The sequence below is a fragment of the Aureimonas phyllosphaerae genome, from assembly GCF_047943035.1.
In the GTDB taxonomy this organism is placed as follows: domain Bacteria; phylum Pseudomonadota; class Alphaproteobacteria; order Rhizobiales; family Rhizobiaceae; genus Aureimonas; species Aureimonas phyllosphaerae.
The window spans coordinates 734,038-753,195 of the sequence record NZ_CP181348.1; the positions used below are offsets into that span (position 1 = coordinate 734,038).

Annotated in this window: 16 protein-coding genes and 1 pseudogene; 3 read left to right on the forward strand and 14 right to left on the reverse strand. The window is 70.7% G+C overall.

What is annotated here, in order from left to right:
• Positions 1 to 159: 159 nt before the first annotated feature.
• The 5 genes from sucD to ACLNGM_RS03355 form a co-directional block, all read right to left on the reverse strand.
• The gene (gene sucD / locus ACLNGM_RS03335) at positions 160 to 1,062 is read right to left on the reverse strand and encodes a succinate--CoA ligase subunit alpha (protein WP_416357178.1); all 903 of its coding nucleotides are present in this window, start codon (positions 1,060 to 1,062) and stop codon (positions 160 to 162) included.
• 101 nt (positions 1,063 to 1,163) lie between these two features.
• Entirely contained in the window at positions 1,164 to 1,502 is a 339-nt protein-coding gene (locus ACLNGM_RS03340; protein WP_416357179.1) for a hypothetical protein, read from the reverse strand.
• Positions 1,503 to 1,519: 17 nt separating this feature from the next.
• A complete protein-coding gene (gene sucC, locus ACLNGM_RS03345; protein ID WP_416357180.1) occupies positions 1,520 to 2,710 on the reverse strand; it encodes an ADP-forming succinate--CoA ligase subunit beta in 1,191 nt (396 codons plus the stop codon).
• Between the two features lie 393 nt (positions 2,711 to 3,103).
• A complete protein-coding gene (zapE, locus tag ACLNGM_RS03350) occupies positions 3,104 to 4,306 on the reverse strand; it encodes a cell division protein ZapE (RefSeq protein WP_416357181.1) in 1,203 nt (400 codons plus the stop codon).
• A gap of 135 nt (positions 4,307 to 4,441) precedes the next feature.
• Positions 4,442 to 4,990, reverse strand: a complete 549-nt coding sequence (locus tag ACLNGM_RS03355) for a protease inhibitor Inh/omp19 family protein (RefSeq protein ID WP_244546054.1) — start codon at positions 4,988 to 4,990, stop codon at positions 4,442 to 4,444.
• Between the two features lie 299 nt (positions 4,991 to 5,289).
• On the opposite strand from ACLNGM_RS03355, the gene ACLNGM_RS03360 reads away from it, so the two are divergent.
• Positions 5,290 to 6,651 carry a dicarboxylate/amino acid:cation symporter gene (locus ACLNGM_RS03360; protein ID WP_416357182.1) on the forward strand — a complete coding sequence of 454 codons (1,362 nt, stop codon included), beginning with the start codon at positions 5,290 to 5,292 and terminating at the stop codon, positions 6,649 to 6,651.
• A gap of 58 nt (positions 6,652 to 6,709) precedes the next feature.
• Here ACLNGM_RS03360 and ACLNGM_RS03365 read toward each other — a convergent pair whose 3' ends face one another.
• The 4 genes and pseudogenes from ACLNGM_RS03365 to ACLNGM_RS03380 all read right to left on the reverse strand — a co-directional run bounded on the left by ACLNGM_RS03365 (position 6,710) and on the right by ACLNGM_RS03380 (position 9,366).
• Positions 6,710 to 7,372, reverse strand: a complete 663-nt coding sequence (locus tag ACLNGM_RS03365; protein WP_090965208.1) for a carbonic anhydrase — start codon at positions 7,370 to 7,372, stop codon at positions 6,710 to 6,712.
• 162 nt (positions 7,373 to 7,534) lie between these two features.
• A pseudogene (locus ACLNGM_RS03370) lies at positions 7,535 to 8,197 on the reverse strand (DUF429 domain-containing protein); the annotation flags it as partial.
• On the reverse strand, positions 8,194 to 9,099 hold the full coding sequence (gene pdxY / locus ACLNGM_RS03375) for a pyridoxal kinase PdxY (RefSeq protein ID WP_416357183.1): 906 nt from the start codon (positions 9,097 to 9,099) through the stop codon (positions 8,194 to 8,196). The gene pdxY and the pseudogene ACLNGM_RS03370, both read right to left, overlap by 4 nt.
• 9 nt (positions 9,100 to 9,108) lie before the next feature.
• The gene (locus tag ACLNGM_RS03380) at positions 9,109 to 9,366 is read right to left on the reverse strand and encodes a hypothetical protein (RefSeq protein ID WP_416357184.1); all 258 of its coding nucleotides are present in this window, start codon (positions 9,364 to 9,366) and stop codon (positions 9,109 to 9,111) included.
• A 236-nt stretch (positions 9,367 to 9,602) separates the two neighbouring features.
• Here ACLNGM_RS03380 and ACLNGM_RS03385 point away from each other — a divergent pair, with 236 nt between their 5' ends.
• Complete coding sequence (locus ACLNGM_RS03385) at positions 9,603 to 14,486, forward strand: NAD-glutamate dehydrogenase (protein WP_416357185.1); 4,884 nt, start codon at positions 9,603 to 9,605, stop codon at positions 14,484 to 14,486.
• A 114-nt stretch (positions 14,487 to 14,600) separates the two neighbouring features.
• Here ACLNGM_RS03385 and ACLNGM_RS03390 read toward each other — a convergent pair whose 3' ends face one another.
• Positions 14,601 to 14,948, reverse strand: coding sequence for a hypothetical protein (locus ACLNGM_RS03390; protein ID WP_416357186.1), 348 nt, complete (start codon positions 14,946 to 14,948; stop codon positions 14,601 to 14,603).
• 114 nt (positions 14,949 to 15,062) lie between these two features.
• Between ACLNGM_RS03390 and ACLNGM_RS03395 the strand changes: the two genes are divergently transcribed.
• Positions 15,063 to 15,518: a PaaI family thioesterase gene (locus ACLNGM_RS03395; RefSeq protein ID WP_416357187.1), complete on the forward strand. Its 456-nt coding sequence runs from the start codon at positions 15,063 to 15,065 to the stop codon at positions 15,516 to 15,518.
• Between the two features lie 80 nt (positions 15,519 to 15,598).
• Here the strand turns inward: ACLNGM_RS03395 and ACLNGM_RS03400 are convergent, their stop codons facing one another.
• The 4 genes from ACLNGM_RS03400 to ACLNGM_RS03415 all read right to left on the reverse strand — a co-directional run bounded on the left by ACLNGM_RS03400 (position 15,599) and on the right by ACLNGM_RS03415 (position 19,127).
• The gene (locus tag ACLNGM_RS03400) at positions 15,599 to 16,171 is read right to left on the reverse strand and encodes a hypothetical protein (RefSeq protein WP_416357188.1); all 573 of its coding nucleotides are present in this window, start codon (positions 16,169 to 16,171) and stop codon (positions 15,599 to 15,601) included.
• A gap of 44 nt (positions 16,172 to 16,215) precedes the next feature.
• Entirely contained in the window at positions 16,216 to 17,829 is a 1,614-nt protein-coding gene (gene purH, locus ACLNGM_RS03405; protein ID WP_416357189.1) for a bifunctional phosphoribosylaminoimidazolecarboxamide formyltransferase/IMP cyclohydrolase, read from the reverse strand.
• 116 nt (positions 17,830 to 17,945) lie between these two features.
• Complete coding sequence (locus ACLNGM_RS03410; RefSeq protein WP_416357190.1) at positions 17,946 to 18,737, reverse strand: DUF2189 domain-containing protein; 792 nt, start codon at positions 18,735 to 18,737, stop codon at positions 17,946 to 17,948.
• A 186-nt stretch (positions 18,738 to 18,923) separates the two neighbouring features.
• On the reverse strand, positions 18,924 to 19,127 hold the full coding sequence (locus ACLNGM_RS03415; RefSeq protein ID WP_416357191.1) for a hypothetical protein: 204 nt from the start codon (positions 19,125 to 19,127) through the stop codon (positions 18,924 to 18,926).
• Positions 19,128 to 19,158 lie beyond the last annotated feature (31 nt).

A 19,158-nucleotide genomic window follows, 5' to 3' on the forward strand; every position in this document is an offset into this window, starting at 1 on the left:
CTCGAACGCGTTCGGCTGAAAGGTCGCCCGCCGGGTCGAGACCCGAGGAGCGGCCGCGCGGGCCGAAACGCCGCGCGGCTGGCTTCACGTATCATTCCGGCCAGATAGGGGCGCGACGGTTAAAAATCGAATGACCGCCCCGATCCGGCTCGCCGGTCTTCAGCCCTTGAGGACCTCGACCAGCGTCTTGCCGAGGCGCGCCGGGGACGGCGAGACGCGGATGCCCGCCGCTTCCATCGCCGCGATCTTGGATTCCGCGTCGCCCTTGCCGCCCGAGACCACCGCGCCGGCGTGGCCCATGGTGCGACCCTTGGGGGCCGTGCGACCCGCGATGAAGCCGGCCATGGGCTTCTTGCGGCCGCGCTTGGCCTCGTCGATCAGGAACTGGGCGGCGTCCTCCTCGGCTGAGCCGCCGATCTCGCCGATCATGATGATCGATTTCGTCTCGTCGTCGGCGAGGAACATCTCGAGGACGTCGATGAACTCGGTGCCCTTGACCGGATCGCCGCCGATGCCGACCGCGGTCGTCTGGCCGAGACCCTCGTTCGTGGTCTGGAACACCGCCTCGTAGGTCAGGGTGCCGGAGCGCGAGACGATGCCGACATTGCCCTTCTTGAAGATCGAGCCCGGCATGATGCCGATCTTGCACTCGTCCGGCGTCATGATGCCGGGGCAGTTGGGGCCGAGAAGGCGCGACTTGGACTTTTCGAGGCGGGCCTTCACGCGCACCATGTCGAGGACGGGAATGCCTTCGGTAATGCAGGTGATGAAGGGGATCTCGGCCTCGATCGCCTCGATGATGGCGTCGGCGGCGCCGGCCGGCGGCACGTAGATCACGGAGGCGTTGGCGCCCGTAGCGTCGCGCGCTTCGGCGACCGTGGCGTAGATCGGCAGGCTCTCGCCCTTCGAGCCGGTCCAGGTCTCACCGCCCTTCTTGGGGTGGATGCCGGCGACCATCTGCGTGCCGTGATAGGCGAGCGCCTGTTCCGTGTGGAACGTGCCGGTCTTGCCGGTCAGGCCCTGCACGATGATCTTGGTGTTCTTGTCGACGAGGATGGACATGTGGTGCGCGGGGCTCCCAGCGAAGGTTCGGCACACTCGGGCGAGGTGCTGCCGAATTCAAGTTGAAACCGAGGGTCAAACCCTTCGGCTCGATGACAAATTCAGTTCCAGCTCCGACGAAGCTGGCGAGATCGACCGGGTCGGCGCTCCATCATCGACCCTGCGAAGAGCGCGAGGCTGAGGAGCGCGGTCGCCCAGATGAAGACCCACGCCATGAAGATCGCGAGCCCGGCCGGGCCATCGACATCCAAACTTTGTATCCAAGTCTGAAAGCAGATCGGCCCTAGAATGTTGCCGGCGACGAAGGTGCCGCCGACCAAGGTTCTGCCGTGGGGAACGAAGCGACCCAGCGCCATGAGAGCGCGACAGGTCAGGACGAGGACCAAGGCTGCCAGCGCAGCGGCGAGAATGGACGGAACCGATAGGATCAGAAGTTCCATTCCGCCGGCGCCGTCGGTTACTTGACCGCCGCGACGATCTTCTGCGCGGCGTCGTCGAGGTCGTCCGCCGCCGTGATGGCGAGGCCCGACTCGTTGAGGATCTTCTTGCCGAGCTCGACATTCGTGCCCTCGAGGCGCACGACGAGCGGCACCTTTAGGCCGACTTCCTTCACCGCCGCGACGACGCCCTCGGCGATCACGTCGCACTTCATGATGCCGCCGAAGATGTTGACGAGGATGCCCTGCACCGCCGGGTCCGCCGTGATGATCTTGAAGGCCGCCGCGACCTTCTCCTTCGACGCGCCGCCGCCGACGTCGCAGAAGTTCGCCGGCTCCTTGCCGTAGAGCTTGATGATGTCCATCGTCGCCATGGCGAGACCGGCGCCGTTCACCATGCAGCCGATGTTGCCGTCGAGCGCGACATAGGCGAGGTCCCAGGCCGAGGCCTCGATCTCCTTGGCGTCCTCTTCGGTCTCGTCGCGAAGCGCCTTCATGTCATCGTGGCGGAACAGCGCGTTGCCGTCGAACGAGACCTTGGCGTCGAGGACGCGCAGGTGGCCGTCGGTCATGACGATGAGCGGGTTCACCTCGAGGAGCGCCATGTCCTTCTCGGTGAAGGCCTTGTAGAGCGCCGGGAACAGGGACTTGGCGTCCTCGCGGGCCGCACCCTCGAGGCCGTAGGCGTCCGAGATCTTGGCGACGTCCGCGTCGGTGACGCCCGTCTCCGGGTCGATCGCGACGGTGATGATCTTCTCCGGCGTGTCGTGGGCGACCGCCTCGATGTCCATGCCGCCCTCGGTGGAGACGACGAAGGCGACGCGCCCGACCGAGCGGTCGACGAGGAGCGAGCAGTAGAGTTCGAGGGCGATGTCAGCGCCGTCCTCGATGTAGAGGCGGTTCACCTGCTTGCCGGCGTCGCCCGTCTGGGCGGTGACGAGCGTGTTGCCGAGCATCTCCGTCGCGTGCGCGACAGCCTCTTCCACGGACTTGGCGAGGCGCACGCCGCCCTTGGCGTCCGCGCCGAGCTCCTTGAACTTGCCCTTGCCGCGGCCGCCCGCATGGATCTGCGACTTCACGACATAGAGCGGACCGGGAAGCTGCCGGGCGGCGGCCTCGGCTTCGGACGCGCTGGTGATCGCGACGCCCGAGGCGACCGGGGCGCCGAAGCCCTTGAGGACCTGCTTGGCCTGGTATTCGTGGATGTTCATGAAAGCTTCCCGTTGCGGATGGCTGCGAGGGACGAAGGAGACGAGGTCGGGGCGCCCGGACCGCCCGCCCACGCGCCCGGCCCGGCGACGCGCCGCGGAGCGGTGGAAAATTGGGGAGGTCTCGTCATCGGACGCCCTTCGGGTTCCTGAATGCGGCCCGCATTCCCGGGGGCCGGGCAGGCCGGTCGATGCGACCGTCACGGCAGCCGGGACGGACGCGCCTTCTGGTCCTGCGTCGGGCAGGGGGATACTCCGTGCGGGCGACGGGTGCAATGGCCGCAGCGCAGCGCAAGGGAATTCAACCGGTTAGGCTATATGGGGCTTACGTAAGCGTCATTCGTTTCCCGGCATGATTCCAACGACGTGGCCGCTTGCGGCCTTGTCGGAAAATTTTCATGCGCGATCGACGTCTCCTGAGCGTTCCGCACCGCTCCGCCGCCGTTCGGCCTCCGCGAGATAGGCGTCGGAGCGCATCTCGATCAGGCGCGACACCGTACGGTCGAACTCGAACGCCTCCGTGCCGCTCGGGGCGCGGTAGAGCGCGTCGGCGGGCGCTGCGGCCGAGACGACCACCCGGCGATGGGCGTCATAGAGCGTGTCGATCAGGAGGATGAAGCGCTTGGCCTCGTTGCGCTCGGCTGCCGCCATCACCGGCACGCCGTCGACCATCACCGTATGGTAGCGCGCGGCAATCGCCAAGAAGTCGGCGGCACCGAGGGGCCTGGAGCAGAGGTCGGCGAAGGCGAAGCGCGCGGCGCCCCCGCCCGTCCGCGGCACGGCGATCGAGCGTCCGCGGAACGGCAGGCTTTCCGGAGCCTCCGGCGCGGGTCCGAGGATCGAGTGCCACAGCCCGTCCATCCGCCGGTCCGTCTCGGGGCCGAGCGGCGTGAGGTAGAGGTCGCCCGCCCCGATCGTCTCCATCCGGTAGTCGGTCGGCGCGTCAAGGAAGAGAATGTCGGTGTGCGCCTTCAATGTCTCGACGAAGGGCAGGAACAGCGGCCGGTTCAGCCCGTCGCGGTAGAGATCGTCCGGCGCGACGTTGGAGGTCGCGACCAGCGTCAGCCCGCGGGCGAAGAGCGCGTCGAAGAGGCGCGACAGGATCATCGCGTCGGCGATGTCGGTCACGGTGAACTCGTCGAAGCACAGGAGACGCGTCTCGGCCGCCACGGCCTCGGCCACCGGCGGGATCGGGTCGTCGCCCCTCGCCTCGCCCGCCCTCACCGCCGCGCGGTGCGCGTTGATGCGCCCGTGCATCTCGGCCATGAACTCGTGGAAGTGGAGGCGTCGCTTGCCCTCCACCGACGCCGTCTGGAAGAACAGGTCCATCAGCATGGACTTGCCGCGCCCGACCGAGCCGTAGATGTAGACGCCGCGCGGGGCGGCGGGGCGCTCGCGCCGGCCGAACAGCCAGCCGAGCGCGCTCGACTTCACCGGCAGCGCTGCGGCCTTCAATTCGCGCCCCAGCCGGTCGAGGCGGTCGGCGACACCGGCCTGGACAGCGTCCTCGCGCAAGGACCCGGCCGCCACGCGCCGCGCGAGTTCGGCCCGCACGGGACCGCGCTCGCCCCCGACGGAGCCGTAGCCTTGGTGCGGCATGATCTTGGACCTTCCGGGACGATGGGCCCCGGGCGTCCCTCGTCACCGACGGAACGACGGGCGACGCGGGCGTCGCCGAAGGGGCTCCGGCGGTGCCGCGCGAAACCATCCGCGCGGCACGCTTGCCTGATGCGCTTAGCGGTAGAGGCTGACCGACTGGCCGCCGCTGGTGGTGCCCTCGTAGCGGGTGCCGCCGGTGTTGTTGAGGGTCGCGACGGTGGAGCCGCCCGAATCCTTCAGCACCACCTGGCTGCCCGAGACGTCCCAGGCCGACACGTCGGCGACTTGGCCGGGGCAGCCGCGCGAGGCGGCGCGGTAGCCGCCCGTCCACTGCGTCAGCGCCATGAAGATCTGGCAGTTGCCGCCGCCCGACGACACGCGCCAGGCGCCGACCAGCCCTTCGCGCGTCACCGGCGCGGCCGAGGCGGTCTGGGTCGGGGCGGGCGTCTGCGCGGCGGCCGACGCGTCGGCCGTCGGGGTGACGGGCGCCGGGGTCACGGGCGCGGCCGGCGGCGGGGGCGGCGGCGGCAGCTGGTTGGAATAGACCTGGCCGGTCGGGGCCGCACGCAGGGGAGCCGGGCTGCGGACATTGCTGCCGCCGCCGAAGCTCGGGCCCGCCGACTGGCAGCCGGCAAGCGCCAGCACGGCCGCAAGGCCGAAGCCCATCCTGATCATCTGGGTCATCCCCGTTCCCCGTCGTTGGTTGTCGCGCGAGATCGCGCCGTCCGCATCACCGGCTGTAGAAAGGGTGTTTACCATGTTTCGCAAGCGAAGCGCCCGCAAATCCGGTTGCCGTCCCCAACGCTGTGTCCGCCGTGCAACGCCGATCGCAGCCTGCCGGAACGGACGGGGGCGAAAGAATGTTTCCCTTATCGATCGCACCGCAGCACGGGCATACTTCGGCGTGCGCGCCGTCATGCCCTAGATGAGGGTCCTTCCCGCACGCCCGTCCCACGGCATGCGCTTCCTCTCGGAGTTTCCCGATGGCCGCCCCCGCTGCCGCCGCCCCGTCCCGGCCGAAAAAGCCGCTCTGGACGAATTTCGGCTTCCAGATCCTCGTCGCGCTCGTGCTCGGCATCGTGCTCGGCCTCGTCGCCCGCTCCATGGGGCCCGGCGCGGACGGGCCGAACTGGCTGACGCAGACCCTCTCGACCGTCGGCTCGTCCTTCGTCTCCCTTCTGCGGACCGTGGTGCCGGTGCTCGTCTTCACCGCGATCGTCGCCTCGATCGCCAACCTGCGCGCGCTCGACAACGCCGCGCGCCTCGTCTGGCAGACGCTTCTCTGGTTCGCGATCACCGCCTTCATCGCGGTCCTCATCGGCATCGCGCTCGGGCTGATCTTCCAACCGGGCCTCGGCACGTCGGTGGCGCGCGAGGCGGCCGCCGCGCCGGCGCGCTCGGGGTCCTGGCTCGATTTCCTCACCGGGCTGATCCCGTCCAACATCCTCGGCCTTCAGGCATCCACCAGTCTTCGCGAGGGCGGTGCCTCGACCAGCCTCAACTTCAACGTCCTCCAGATCCTGGTGATCTCGATCGCGGTCGGCGTCGCGGCGCTGAAGGTCGGCGAGGCCGCCGAGCCCTTCCTCGCCTTCAACCGCTCGTTCCTGAAGATCGTCCACAAGGTGCTCTGGTGGATCATCCGCCTGACGCCGATCGCGACCGTCGGTCTCCTCGGCAACGCGGTCGCGGTCTACGGCTGGGAGACGCTCGCACAGCTCGGCACGTTTGCCGCCGCGATCTATGTCGGCCTCGCGCTGGTGCTCTTCGTGGTCTACCCGACGCTTCTCCTCGCGCACGGCCTCAGCCCGTTGCGCTACTTCCAGGGCGCCTGGCCGGCGATCCAGTTCGCCTTCGTGTCGCGCTCCTCGATCGGCACGATGCCGATCACCGAGCGGGTGACGGAAAAGAGCCTCGGCGTGCCGCGCGAGTATTCGAGCTTCGCGGTGCCGCTCGGCTCGACCACCAAGATGGACGGCTGCGCCTCGATCTACCCGGCGATCTCGGCGATCTTCGTCGCCCAGTTCTTCGGCGTGCCGCTCGGGATCGAGGACTATCTCCTGATCGTCTTCGTCGCGGTCGTCGGCTCGGCGGCAACCGCCGGCCTCACCGGCGCGACCGTCATGCTGACGCTGACGCTCTCGACCCTCGGCCTGCCGCTCGAGGGCGTCGGGCTGCTTTTGGCCATCGACCCGATCCTCGACATGGGCCGCACGGCCGTCAACGTCGCGGGACAGGCGCTGGTGCCGACCATCGTCGCCAAGCGCCAGGGCATCCTCGACGAGGCCGCCTTCAACCGCGCCGGATCGATCGAGGCGCTCGACGCCGGCCCGGTGCCGGCGGAGTAAGGCTCCGGCCCCCCGGCGGCCTCAGGCTGCCGGGGGCCTTCCGTCATCGGAGCGCCGCTCAGATCACGGCGTCTTCCACGTCGACCAGCGGGCGCTGGAAGTCGCCGGTCTCGGCGTCCATCGCCCAGAGCTCGGCGGTCGAAATGTCGAACCAGGCGCCGTAAAGGTTGAGCTCGCCCGCCCGCTCGCGCGCGGCGATGTAGGGGAAGGAGCGAAGGTTGGCGATCGAGGTGCGGATCGAGATCCGCTCCAGCGCGGTCTGCCGCTCGCCCGACGTCATCAGCTCGTTGGCCGCCACCGTCTCGGCCACCGGCTGCAGGATGCTCATCCACTTGCCGATGAAGTCGCCGGGCGAGAGCGGCTCGGCACCGGTGGTCAGCGCCGCCTTGATGCCGCCGCAGCGACCGTGGCCCATCACCACGATGTTCTTCACCTTCAGCGCCTGCACCGCGAATTCCAGCGCGGCGGACGTGCCGTGGAACTCGCCGTCCGGGTTGTAGGGCGGCACGAGGTTGGCGACGTTGCGCACCACGAAGAGCTCGCCGGCGCCGGCACCGAAGATCGTCTCGGGCGCGGCGCGCGAGTCGCAACAGGCGATGACCATGGTCTCCGGCGTCTGGCCGTCGCGCGCCAGCGCCCGGTAGGTCTGCGTTTCCTGGAGATAGCGGCCCTGCACGAAACTGCGGTAGCCGGACACGAGGGCATCGGGGAGAAGGGTCATCGTCGCTCCGTCGCTGGTTCGGATCGCTTCTAGACCAGTTTCTTCCGCGCTGCACAGGGGGTCGCGCGGCAGCCAGATCGCGACGGGAAGGCCGTGCGCGTCGCGCTCCGGCGGGTCGGGCGAGGGCTGCGCCCGGCCCGCCGCTACCGCGCGGGCGACCATCAGCATCGCACAGGCGTCGATGCGGTCGTCCTCGCCGACGCCGCGCGGTCGCACGGCGAGAAGAAGCGCCGGCGGAAGACCGGCGCGTTCGAGGAGCGCGCGGCGCTCGCCGAGCCCCGGCTCGTTCGGGCGGCCGCCGCGCTTCTTGGGATGCGCCATCGCCGTGCCCCCGTTCAGGGCGGCAAACGCCGCCTCGGGGTGGCTCTCGAGGACGCGGTCCGCCAGCGCCGGCTCGGCGCGTAGGAGCCGGTCGATCTCGAGGATCTTGGGAAACAGCATGAAGCCTTGGCGCGAGACGCCGCGCGCCGGCTCGGAGCGCGCCCGGGCCAGCGTCGAGGCGCGGGCATGCGCGGCGGCGCGCACCACCTCCGTGGCGTGCGGCCCGTCCCAGGCCTCGACCGCCGCGCGCGCAGGGATCGCAAAAAGGCTCGACCGGCGGGCCCCCAGAATCGGACGCACTGCGGTCTCGGCCGCGCGCCCCAGGCCGCGGATCGTCTCGGGCAGGCCGATCGGCATGTCGACGACAACGATCGCATCATTCGGAAGGGCTTGGAGAAGGCCTTGGAAACTCGCGTGGACGGCGAGCGCGGTCGTCCCGTCGTGATGCTGCACCGCCGCGATCCAGCCGCCGGGGCAGCCATCGACACCGGCGAACGTCCTCACGCCCGCCGCCCGCCCCCCGCCGGCTGCAGCCGGCGCATCTGGACCATCGCCATCGGCGTCTTCAGGCTGTCGGCATCGGTCTCCAGCGTCAACTCGTCCTTGCCGCGCTTTGTGGTGCGGGCGAGGATCTCGAACACGGCGGCCGTCGTGCCCTGCAGCGCCTTCTCGCCCGTGGTGCCCGACAGGATGCGCGCTAGGAACACGGCGCCCGTGAGGTCCCCGAGCCCGTTCGGCACGCCCTCGATGCGCCGGTGCTCGGCCAGCATCGCCGCGCCGTCCTCGACGAGGAGGTTGCCGATGCCGCCGCGCAGGAGCGGAAAGGCCGAGGTGACGACGACACGCGCCGGCCCGAGCGCGCTCGCCGCCTCGACAAGGTGGGCGTTGGTCGAGAACTCGAGGCCGGTCAGGAACTCGAGCTCGAAGCGGTTGGGCGTCGCGATGTCGGCGCGCGGGACGAGAAGGTCGCGCACCGCCGCCACGGTCTCGGCCGGCTGGTAGAGCCGCCCGCCCCCGTCCCCGCCGTCGCCGAGCACGGGATCGCAGAGATAAAGCGCCTCGGGGTTGGCGCGGCGCACGGCATCCACCAGCTTCGCCACCGGCTCGACCTGATGCGCGGCGCCGAAATAGCCGGAGATCACCGCCCCGACCTCGCCGAGCCAAGGCGCGCGCACGAGGTCGTCGACGAAGGCGGCGAACGCCGTCTCGTCCGGCACGATGCGCGTCGCCGGTCCGTGGCCAGGATGCCAGGGCAGGGTGACGGTCGGCACCGACCAGACGGGAAAGCCGAGCGACTCCAGTGCGAACACCACGGCGCGGTTGCCCACGGTGCCGCGCGCGACATGGCTCGAGATCGACAGGACGGCCGGCTTGTCGCCACCGGAGGCGGATGCGGAAAGGCTCATCGGCGTCCTTCAGAGGGCGGAGAGCTGATAGGCGAGCCCGACCGCCAGCCCGATCACCGCGACGAGGCCGGCCAGCCGGCCGATCCGTGTGCCGACGACCTCCATCCGGTCGGCCGGATCGGCGTCCGCCGCCCAGAAATGGCGGCGCAGGCCCCGCGCCATGCTTTCGCCGGCGGCCCCGGTCTGGGGCTCGGTTTCCTGGCGCACGCGCCGCAGGATGGCCTCGGCCTCCTGCTGCCGCGCCCGATCGTCGGACGGGTTCGTCATGGCCCGGACCCTCGCGCAAAAGCATGACGAGAGCAATACGAGCGCCGCCACGGATCGGGGCATGGATCGGCCGCAGACATGACGGCCGGCCGCCCTATAAGTCTCGCGTGGTGGCGGCCCGATCCGAGAAGCACGGTTGCCCCGACCCGGCCCTCATGGTCCCGTCACGGGCCGATGAGATGATTCGCTTCCGGCCTGACAGGGGCCGAGCCGACCGACTTCCCGAGGGGACACGCATGGCAACCGAGCCGAACCCGACCAAGAACCGGATCATCGCCGGGGCTCTGGCCCTCCTGCCCGAGACGGGCCCGGGTCGGCGGCTGGCGCCCCTCCTCTTCGCCCGCCCGCCGGCGGACGACCTCCTGGCCTTCGCGCCCGAGGCGCTGGCCAAGCTGACCGACGAGGCGGCCGGCGTCCTCGAGCGCCACCGGCCGGGCCAGGCCGTCGTCTCGGTCCGGCGCCTGCGGGGCGAGCTGCGCGCCGGCGAGCCGGTGACCGCGATCACCATCGCACACGACGACATGCCGTTCCTGTTCGATTCGGTGACCGCCGAGATCGCCGACCGGGCGCCGGCGATCCATGCCATCTCGCATCCGATCCTCAGCGTCGAGCGTGGGCCCGACGGCGCGCCGACGAGCTTTGCCGAGCGTCGCCCCGGCGCGGCGGGCGGCGAGCCCGTCAGCCTGATCCAGGTCGTGATCGAGCCGATGCCGGACCCGGCGGCCGAGGAGGCGCTGGCACGCAATCTTGAGGCGATCCTCGGCGAGGTCGCCGTCGCGAACGCCGATTTCGATTCCATGCGCCGGCGCGTCATTGAGGCGGCCCGCACCATCGAGGCGCGCGCCGGCCGCGAGGCGAATGCGGAGCGCGCGGCGAGCGAGCGCGAGGGCGCCGCGCTTCTCGACTGGCTCGCCAACGGCAACTTCATCTTCCTCGGCCTTCGCGAGTTCGCCTATCACCCGGAGGGCGAGGCGCTGCGGCGCGTCGAGGGCAGCGACCTCGGCATCCTGCGCGATCCCACTGTCAGGGTCCTGCGCCGCGAGGGCGCGGCCGAGGCGCCGAGCCCCGAGCTGCGCGCCTTTCTCGAGGATCCCGAGCCGCTGATCGTGGCCAAGGCCAACTCGCGCTCGCGCGTGCACCGGCGCGCCTACATGGACTATGTCGGCATCAAGCTGCGCGATGCGGACGGCCGGCTGACCGGCGAGCTGCGCGTCGTCGGCCTCTTCGCCTCCTCGGCCTACACCCAGCCGCTCGCCGCGATCCCCTACCTGCGCGCCAAGGCCGCCACGGTCACGGAGCGCCTCGGCTTCTCGCCGAACTCCCATTCCGGCAAGGCGCTGGCCGTCGCGCTGGAGACCTACTCGCGCGACGAGATGTTCCAGATCGACGTCGATCTCCTGGAGCGCTTCGTCGGAATCGTCACGGAACTCGGCGAGCGGCCGCGCATCCGCGTCCTGCCGCGCATCGACCGGTTCGACCGCTTCGTCTCGGTGCTCGTCTTCGTGCCGCGCGAGCGCTACGACGCGCGCCTGCGCGACGAGATCGGCGTGCTGCTCGCCGAGCGCTACGACGGCCACATCTCGGCCTACTACCCGAACTTTCCCGAAGGGGCGCTCGCCTCGATCCACTTCATCATCGGGCGCGCGGGCGGCCCGACGCCCGAGCCCAACGAGGCCGAGCTCGAGGCGGAGATCGCCGCCATCGCCCGCGACTGGTCGCTCGCCTTCGAGCGGGCGGCCGCGCGCACCGGGCGGATCGGCGAGCTGACGGCGCTCGCCCCGGGTCTTCCCGGCGGCTACCGCGACGGGGTCGATCCGCAGGAGGCGGTGGAGGACGCCGCGCGCATCCTCGACCTTCGCCCCGGCGCCCCGCTCGGCATCGACTTCTACCGCCGCGAGGGCGACGAGGACGCCTCGCTGCGCCTCAAGATCTTCCACCTCGGAGAGGCTTTGCCGCTGTCGCGCCGGGTGCCGATCCTGGAGAACATGGGCTTCTCGCCGCTCGCCGAGCAGACGCACGAGATCGCGCGCGCCGACGGCAGCCATGTCTGGCTCCACGACATGGAGCTGATCCCGCGCTCGGGCAACATCGCCGCGCTCGCCGACAAGGGCTTGGCGCTGGAGGCGACGCTGCAGGCCGTGGTCGACGCGCGGATCGAGGACGACGCCTTCAACGCGCTGGTGTTCTCGGCCGGGCTCGACTGGCGCGAGGCGAACGTCCTTCGCGCCTATGCGCGGTATCTGCGCCAGACCGGCTTTGCGACGACGGCCGAATTCATGGCGCAGGTGCTGGAGCGCCAGCCGGGGGTCGCCCGCGCGCTGATCGAGCTGTTCGCGGGCACCTTCGACCCGGCGCGCGAGCACCGGCCGGACGCGCTGCCGGAGGAGCTGGCGGGCGACGCGGAGGCGGCCCAGGCCGCCGCGCGCGGCGCGCTGGCCCCTCTTCTCGCCCTTCGCCAGGCGCTCGACACGATCACCAGCCTCGACGAGGACCGCGTGGTGCGACGCCTGATGGGCGCGGTGCTGGCGACCCTTCGCACCAACTTCTATGCCGTGCCCGACGTGTCGGCCGATCCCAACTCCGTGCCGACCGCGGTCAAGCCCGCGCTCGCCTTCAAGATCGATCCGCACCGCATCGAGGGCATGCCCGCGCCCGTGCCCTACCGCGAGATCTTCGTGTTCGATGCGCGTGTCGAGGGTGTCCACCTGCGCTTCGGCCCGGTGGCGCGCGGCGGCCTGCGCTGGTCCGACCGCTCGCAGGACTACCGCACCGAGATCCTCGGCCTCGTGAAGGCGCAGCAGGTCAAGAACGCCGTGATCGTGCCGGTCGGCTCCAAGGGCGGCTTCTACCCCAAGCGCCTTGCCGACGCGGCCAACCGCGAGGCCTGGTTCGAGAGCGGGCGCGCCGCCTATGTCGTCTTCATCGCCTCGCTCCTGTCGGTCACCGACAACATCGAGCCCTCGGGCGAGACGGTGACGCCGACCGGCGTCATCGCCTACGACGACCTCGATCCCTATTTCGTGGTGGCGGCCGACAAGGGCACGGCGACCTTCTCCGACACGGCCAACGCGGTGGCGCGGGCGCGCGGCTTCTGGCTGGACGACGCCTTCGCCTCCGGCGGCTCGGCCGGCTACGACCACAAGGCGATGGGCATCACCGCGCGCGGCGCCTGGGAGGCGGTGAAGCGCCACTTCCGCGAGATGGGCCGCGACGGCCGCGCGTGGGACATCCAGTCCGAACCCTTCACGGTGGCCGGCTGCGGCGACATGTCGGGCGACGTCTTCGGCAACGGCATGCTCCTGTCGCGCAAGATCCGGCTGGTCGCGGCCTTCGACCACCGCGACATCTTCATCGATCCGAATCCGGACGAGGAGCGCTCGTTCGAGGAGCGCCAGCGCCTTTTCGCCCTGCCCCGCTCGTCCTGGGCCGACTTCGACCGCTCGGCGATCTCCACTGGCGGCGGCGTCTTCTCGCGGCGCGACAAGCTGATCCGCCTGTCGCCCGAGGCCGCCGCCGCGATCGGCCTCGACAAGCCCTCGGGCACGCCCGCCGAGATCATCACGGCGATCCTGAAGAGCCCGGTCGACCTTCTCTGGTTCGGCGGCATCGGCACCTATATCCGCGCCTCCACCGAGACCAACCTCGACGTCGGCGACCGCGCCAACGACGCCGTGCGCATCACCGGCCGCGAGGTGCGCGCCAAGGTGATCGGCGAGGGCGCCAATCTCGGGCTGACTCAAGGAGGCCGTATCGAGGCGGCGCGCGCCGGCGTGCGGCTCAATACCGACGCGATCGACAACTCGGCCGGCGTCAACACGTCGGACGTCGAGGTCAACTTCAAGATCGCGCTGCGCCAGCCGCTTGCCGAGGGGCGCCTCTCGCGCGAGGAGCGCGACCGGCTGCTCGGCTCGATGACCGACGAGGTGGCGCGGCTGGTGCTCGCCAACAACTACGCGCAGACGCTGGCGATCTCGCTGGAGGAGCGGGCGGGCGTCTCGCGCCTCGCCCTGCAGGCGCGGCTGATGGCGGCGCTGGAGGAGACCGGCGCGCTCGACCGGCAGGTCGAGACCCTGCCCTCGCCCGGCGCCATCGCCGACCTTCGCGCGCGGGGCCAGAGCCTGTCGCGGCCGGAGCTCGCCGTCCTTCTCGCCTATGCCAAGATCGATCTCTTCAACGCGCTGGTCTCCGGCTCGCTGCCGGACGACCCCTACCTCGCCGGTCGCCTCATGGCCTATTTCCCGAAGGCGCTACGCGAGAAGTTCAAGGCCGACATCTCGGCCCATCGCCTGCGCCGGGAGATCGTGGCGACAGGGCTCGCCAACGCCTTCGTCAACCATCTCGGCGTGTCCTTCGCGACGGTCCTGCGCGACGCGACGGGGCGCTCGGGCTCCAATCTCGTCAGCGCCTATGTCGCCATCCACGACGGGTTCGCGATCGACGACCTCCTGCGCGAGATCGACGCGCTGGACGCCCGTCTGCCGGGCACGGTGCAGAACGATCTCTACGCCGCGGTGTCGTTCTTCCTTCAGGTCGGCGTCGTCGGTCTCGTACGCTCCGGCGTCTTCGATCTCGGCGAGACGGTCGCCGCGCTCCGGCGCCTGTCGACCGAGTTCGGGCCGGCCCTCGTCGAGATGGCGAGCGAGCATGCTCGCGCCGAGTTCACTAGCCGACAGTCGGACTGGGTCTCCGCCGGCGTGCCGGAAGAGCTGGCGACCCGCATCGCCCGCCTGCCGCTTCTCGCGCTGGTGCCGGACGTCGAGCGTGTTTCACGTGAAACCGGGCGGACCTTCGGCGAGGCGATGCGCGCGACCTTCGCGCTGACGCAGGCGCTCCACATCGGCCAGCTCGAGGAAGCGCTCGTGACGCTCCGTCCGACGGACTACTACGAGACGCTGGCGCTGGAGCGCGCCGGCAGTCAGATCGCCCGTGAGCGCAAGCGCCTGACGATCCTCGCCCTCAACGAGGGTGAGGGCGAGGATCCGGTGGCCGACTGGGCCGCACGGCAGGGCGACACGCTGCGCGCGGCAGCCGAGCAGCTGCAGCGGCTGGTCGGCACTGGCGAGACCTCGGTCTCGCGCCTGACGCTCGCCGCCGGCCTCCTGCAGGATGTCGGAATCTGACGAGCCGAAACCTTAAGCCCTCCGGCGAACACAGGGTCGCCGGAGGGGTGATACGAGAACGGGGCTGCGTGGCCCGTCCGGCCGGGTGCGGCGGGCGGGGCGTCGCCCCGGCGCTCAGGTCGGGTTGGCGCTTCCCGTTCCGTTCGGCTGATCGGGCACCACGCTCGGCGGAATCACCGGCGTCGTGCCCGGGTCGGGGTCCGGCACCGGTGCCTCGATGCCGGACGTGCCGGTGGGCGGCGGCGTCAGGACCCCGCCGCAGTCGGCGAGCTGGCCGCTCAGCGTCTGGCCGTCGGCGCCATGGGGCTGGGCCGCGCAGGGATCGGTCGAGGGCGGGATCGCTTGCGCCCCCCTATCGGGAACGCTCGGCGCGGGCGTCGCCGGGCTGGTGGTCTGGGCGCCAGCGGGCGCGGCGCTCCCGAGCAGCGCGGCGCAAAGGGCGGTCGTTATGCGATGGGTCATCGGAGGGCTCCTGTTCGCCCTGAACAACGCCGACCGGCGGCGATCGCTCCCGCACCGCGGTCCTGCGGAAAGGTGCCGGTGGCGGGCGGACCGGCGGCTTGCTAAGCCGGACGGATGGACCCGCTCGCCCCCGCCGCCCCTCTCGTGCCCCGCCTGACGCTCGGGCAGGTCTCCGATTTCCTCGACGCCGCCTTTCCGCCCGACGCGCGGCCCGCGCTCGGCACGCTGGTCGAGCTTCGGCCGGGACGCCTGCGGATGCGCCTCGACCCGCAGCCTGCGATGCTGCGGCCGGGCGCGATCGTGTCAGGCCCGACGCTGATGGCGCTCGCCGATGTCGCCGCCTACGCGGTGATCGCCGCCCATCACGGGCCGGAGGCGATGGCGCTCACCAGCACCCTGTCGATCGCCTTCCTGCGCCCCTGCCGGCCCGAGCCGGTGTTTGCGGACGCCGACCTCCTGAAGCTCGGCCGCCGCACCGCGACGGTCGACGTCCGCCTGTGGCAGGGCGACGACCGCCGGCTCGTCGCGCAGGCGACGGTCGGCTACGTCCTGCCGGACGCAGAGGCGTAGGGTTTGGAACTCCGCAGGTCGGAGCCGGATGTTCTGCCCGACCCAAGGGGGTTACCTCTGGCTGCAAGCCACGACGCGTCTTAGTCGCCGCAGTCCCAGACGGCTTGTCGCCGGTAGTCGCCCCTGGCGCCGTACAGCCCCATCATCGACCGTGCCCGGTCGCATGGATAGTCCATGTTCACTGCGAAGTACCGATAAGGGCCGTTTGACACGGCCGGCGCGGTCCATATCGATTGGCCGAAGAGGGCGAGATCGTTGGATGGCGTGATCACGTTCGTTCCAAGGGCATAGCTGCCGTCAAGCTTGGAGCAGATCAGGAGCTTGTTCGTGAAATTCGTGAGGTGGTGGTAGGCGTTCTGAACCCGGACGCTCTCGCAGTTCCATCGTTCGTCATTCCGAGCGCGGCGCGGGAACTCTCGGATTGCGGGATAGGGCTCCAGCTGAACCAGAGCTGCCGGAAACCCGATCGTCTCGACGAACAAGGCAGTTGCCGCCGAAGCGTCGAACGAGCGGATGGCAACGTCTCGCACGTACCAGCCGATGGCGGTGTAGACCGCCGCGACGGCGAGAAACGCGACGGCCGCCAGCCGGTACCGACGCCAGAGGGCGATGCCGGCGAGGCTCGTCGCGAACGGGAGGACCGAGAATATCAAATCCGCTCAGCCCCCTTGCGCGACGCGACGGGAAAGATCGTCCGTCAGTGGCGGAAGTGGCGCATGCCGGTGAAGACCATGGCGATGTCGTTGTCGTCGGCCGCCTGGATCACCTCGGCGTCGCGCATCGAGCCACCGGGCTGGATCACCGCGCGCGCGCCGGCGGCGACCGCCGACAGAAGGCCGTCGGCGAAGGGGAAGAAGGCGTCGGAGGCGACGACCGAGCCTTGCGTCAGCACCGGGCCGCCGGCGCCTTGCGCGGCGTCCTCGGCCTTGCGGGCGGCGATGCGGGCCGAATCGACGCGGCTCATCTGGCCGGCGCCGATGCCGACGGTCGCAAGATTCCGGGCGTAGACGATGGCATTGGACTTCACGTGCTTGGCGACGCGGAAGGCAAAGCGAAGGTCCGCCATCTCGGCCTCGCTCGGCGCGCGCTTCGTCACCACCTTGAGGTCGAGCGCGTCCACCGTGCCGGAATCGCGCGACTGGACGAGGAGACCACCCGCCACCGATTTCACCAGGAGCCCCGCCGCCCGCGGGTCAGGCAGGCCGCCGGTGAGCAGCAGGCGCAGGTTCTTCTTGGCCGCCACCAGCGCGATCGCCTCCTCGTCGGCGTCGGGCGCGATGATGACCTCGGTGAAGACCTTGACGATCTCGGCGGCCGACGTCGCGTCGAGCCGCCGGTTCAGCGCCACGATGCCGCCGAAGGCCGACACCGGGTCGCAGGCGAGCGCGCGCTCGTAGGCGTCGAGGATCGAGGCGCCTTCCGCGACGCCGCAGGGATTGGCGTGCTTGATGATCGCGACGGCCGCCGTGCGGGCGGCGTCGAACTCGGCGACGAGTTCGAACGCGGCGTCGGTGTCGTTGATGTTGTTGTAGGACAGCTCCTTGCCCTGCACCTGCCGCGCGGTGGCGACGCCGGGACGCTGCGAGCCGTCGAGATAGAAGGCGGCCGACTGGTGCGGGTTCTCGCCGTAGCGGAGCGACGAGGCGAGCGTGCCGGCGAAGGCGCGCCGCGCCGGGGCCGCATCGCCGGTCTCGCCCGCGAACCAGGTGGAGACCGCCGCGTCATAGGCCGCTGTCATGCCGAAGGCCTTGGCGGCGAGGCTCCGGCGACGTTCGAGGCCGACCGCCCCTCCGTTCTCGCGAAGCTCTTCGAGGAACGCCGTGTAGTCGGCCGGGTCGGTGAGGACCGAAACGTAGGCGTGGTTCTTGGCGCCGGCGCGGATCATCGCGGGACCGCCGATGTCGATGTTCTCGATGATCGAGGCGCGGTCGGCGCCCGACGCCACGGTCTCGGCGAACGGGTAGAGGTTGACGACGAGAAGGTCGATGCCGTGGATGCCGTGCGTCTCCATCGCGCCGGCATGCGCCGGGTCGGCGCGGATGCCGAGAAGCCCGCCGTGGACGTTCGGATGCAGCGTCTTGACGCGGCCGTCCATGATCTCGGGAAAGCCGGTCAGCTCCGAGACGTCACGCACCGGCAGACCCGCGGCTTCCAGCGCCGCACGCGAACCGCCGGTCGAGACGAGTTCGACGCCGAGTTCGACGAGCCCGCGCGCCAGATCCACCATGCCGGCCTTGTCGAACACCGACAGGAGGGCGCGGGCGACCTTGTGGCGGTCGGGAGCGGGGGTGCGGTTGGCGGCGACGGCCATGGGGAGCATCCTTTTCGAAGGCGGCATGGGGCGCCGCCTCCGGCCGAAGGCGCGCCGTTCGTGCCGCCCCCATAGGACGGGCGGGCGCGCCGCACAACCGCTCCCGTCGCTCGGGGTCAGGCCATGACGCGCCGGTAAAGGTGCCAGGTCGCGTGGCCGAGGACCGGCAGCACCACCGCGAGACCGACGAGAAGCGGCAGCGAGCCGAGGATCACGAGCCCCGCGACAATCGCTGCCCAGACCGCCATGGTCAGCGGATTGGCCCGCACGGCGGCCACCGAGGCCGCCATCGCCTCGCCCGCGCCATAGCCCCGGTCGAGGACGAGCGGCAGCGACAGGGCGCCGATCGAGAAGGCGACGGCCGCGAACAGGAAGCCGACGAGATGGCCGACCGCGAGAAGCGCCCAGCCGGCGGGCGTCGCCATCAGCGCCTCGAGAAACGCCGGATAGCTCGTGGCCTCGATGTCCGGCGCCAGACGCGAGAAGAGGCCCTCTGCGCTGAGGAGCCAAAGCGCGAAGAGGGCGAAGAGCGTCAGCGCGACGCGCGCGATGACACCTCGGGCGGGGCTGTGGAGGACGCCGAAGGCCTCGCGCCACGTCGGATGCTCGCCGCGCTCCTCGCGCCGGCTGATCTCGTAGAAGCCGAGCGCGGCGACGGGGCCGACCAGCGCGAAACCGGCCACCAGCGGAAACAGGATCGGGAAGGCGTTGGCGTTGGTCGCCGCCAGCGCGATCGCGATGCCGGCGATCGGGTAGATCGCCGCCAGGAACACGAGATGCGTCGGGCGGCGGCGGAAGTCGTCGAGGCCCCGAGCGAGGCTGAGGGTCAGGTCGGCGGTGGTGATGCGGCGGATGACGGGCAGGCGATGGCCGGTCAGCCGGGAGGCGTCGAGCGGCAGAGCTCTCATGGGTCCGTTCTCCTCTGGCCGAGGAAGAACCGGTCGGATCGTTCAAGGCCGGTCGGACCGGCGGGAGCGGGCGGCCAGGAGCCGAACTCCCGTGCATGCGATGCGGTGAAAGCTAGTCCGCTCGGGCGCGCTTGGCGAGACGGGGATTTCAGAAGCCGCCTCAACACATCGCGAGCGGCCACGCGGTCAGGGCCTGACGGCGAGCGCCGCGTCGCCCGGCTGGGCCGGGCGGACCGGGCTTCCCGCGCTCGGCGTCTCGGGCGCCGCGGCCGGCGGGGTGCGGCCGCCGAGGCTGTCCAGCGTATTGGGCAGCACCCCGACCGCGCGGTTCATCCCCCCGCAGCCGGACAGGAGGAGGACAAGGCCGAGGCCGAGACAGAGGCGATGCATGAGCGTTTCTCCGGGTGGTTGCCGGAGGAGA

Coding starts and splice junctions, on each gene's coding strand:
- sucD (WP_416357178.1), bottom strand. CDS start 1,062: ATGTCCATCCTCGTCGACAAGAACACCAAGATCATCGTGCAGGGCCTG.
- ACLNGM_RS03340 (WP_416357179.1), bottom strand. CDS start 1,502: ATGGAACTTCTGATCCTATCGGTTCCGTCCATTCTCGCCGCTGCGCTG.
- sucC (WP_416357180.1), bottom strand. CDS start 2,710: ATGAACATCCACGAATACCAGGCCAAGCAGGTCCTCAAGGGCTTCGGC.
- zapE (WP_416357181.1), bottom strand. CDS start 4,306: ATGCCGCACCAAGGCTACGGCTCCGTCGGGGGCGAGCGCGGTCCCGTG.
- ACLNGM_RS03355 (WP_244546054.1), bottom strand. CDS start 4,990: ATGACCCAGATGATCAGGATGGGCTTCGGCCTTGCGGCCGTGCTGGCG.
- ACLNGM_RS03360 (WP_416357182.1), top strand. CDS start 5,290: ATGGCCGCCCCCGCTGCCGCCGCCCCGTCCCGGCCGAAAAAGCCGCTC.
- ACLNGM_RS03365 (WP_090965208.1), bottom strand. CDS start 7,372: ATGACCCTTCTCCCCGATGCCCTCGTGTCCGGCTACCGCAGTTTCGTG.
- pdxY (WP_416357183.1), bottom strand. CDS start 9,099: ATGAGCCTTTCCGCATCCGCCTCCGGTGGCGACAAGCCGGCCGTCCTG.
- ACLNGM_RS03380 (WP_416357184.1), bottom strand. CDS start 9,366: ATGACGAACCCGTCCGACGATCGGGCGCGGCAGCAGGAGGCCGAGGCC.
- ACLNGM_RS03385 (WP_416357185.1), top strand. CDS start 9,603: ATGGCAACCGAGCCGAACCCGACCAAGAACCGGATCATCGCCGGGGCT.
- ACLNGM_RS03390 (WP_416357186.1), bottom strand. CDS start 14,948: ATGACCCATCGCATAACGACCGCCCTTTGCGCCGCGCTGCTCGGGAGC.
- ACLNGM_RS03395 (WP_416357187.1), top strand. CDS start 15,063: ATGGACCCGCTCGCCCCCGCCGCCCCTCTCGTGCCCCGCCTGACGCTC.
- purH (WP_416357189.1), bottom strand. CDS start 17,829: ATGGCCGTCGCCGCCAACCGCACCCCCGCTCCCGACCGCCACAAGGTC.
- ACLNGM_RS03410 (WP_416357190.1), bottom strand. CDS start 18,737: ATGAGAGCTCTGCCGCTCGACGCCTCCCGGCTGACCGGCCATCGCCTG.
- ACLNGM_RS03415 (WP_416357191.1), bottom strand. CDS start 19,127: ATGCATCGCCTCTGTCTCGGCCTCGGCCTTGTCCTCCTCCTGTCCGGC.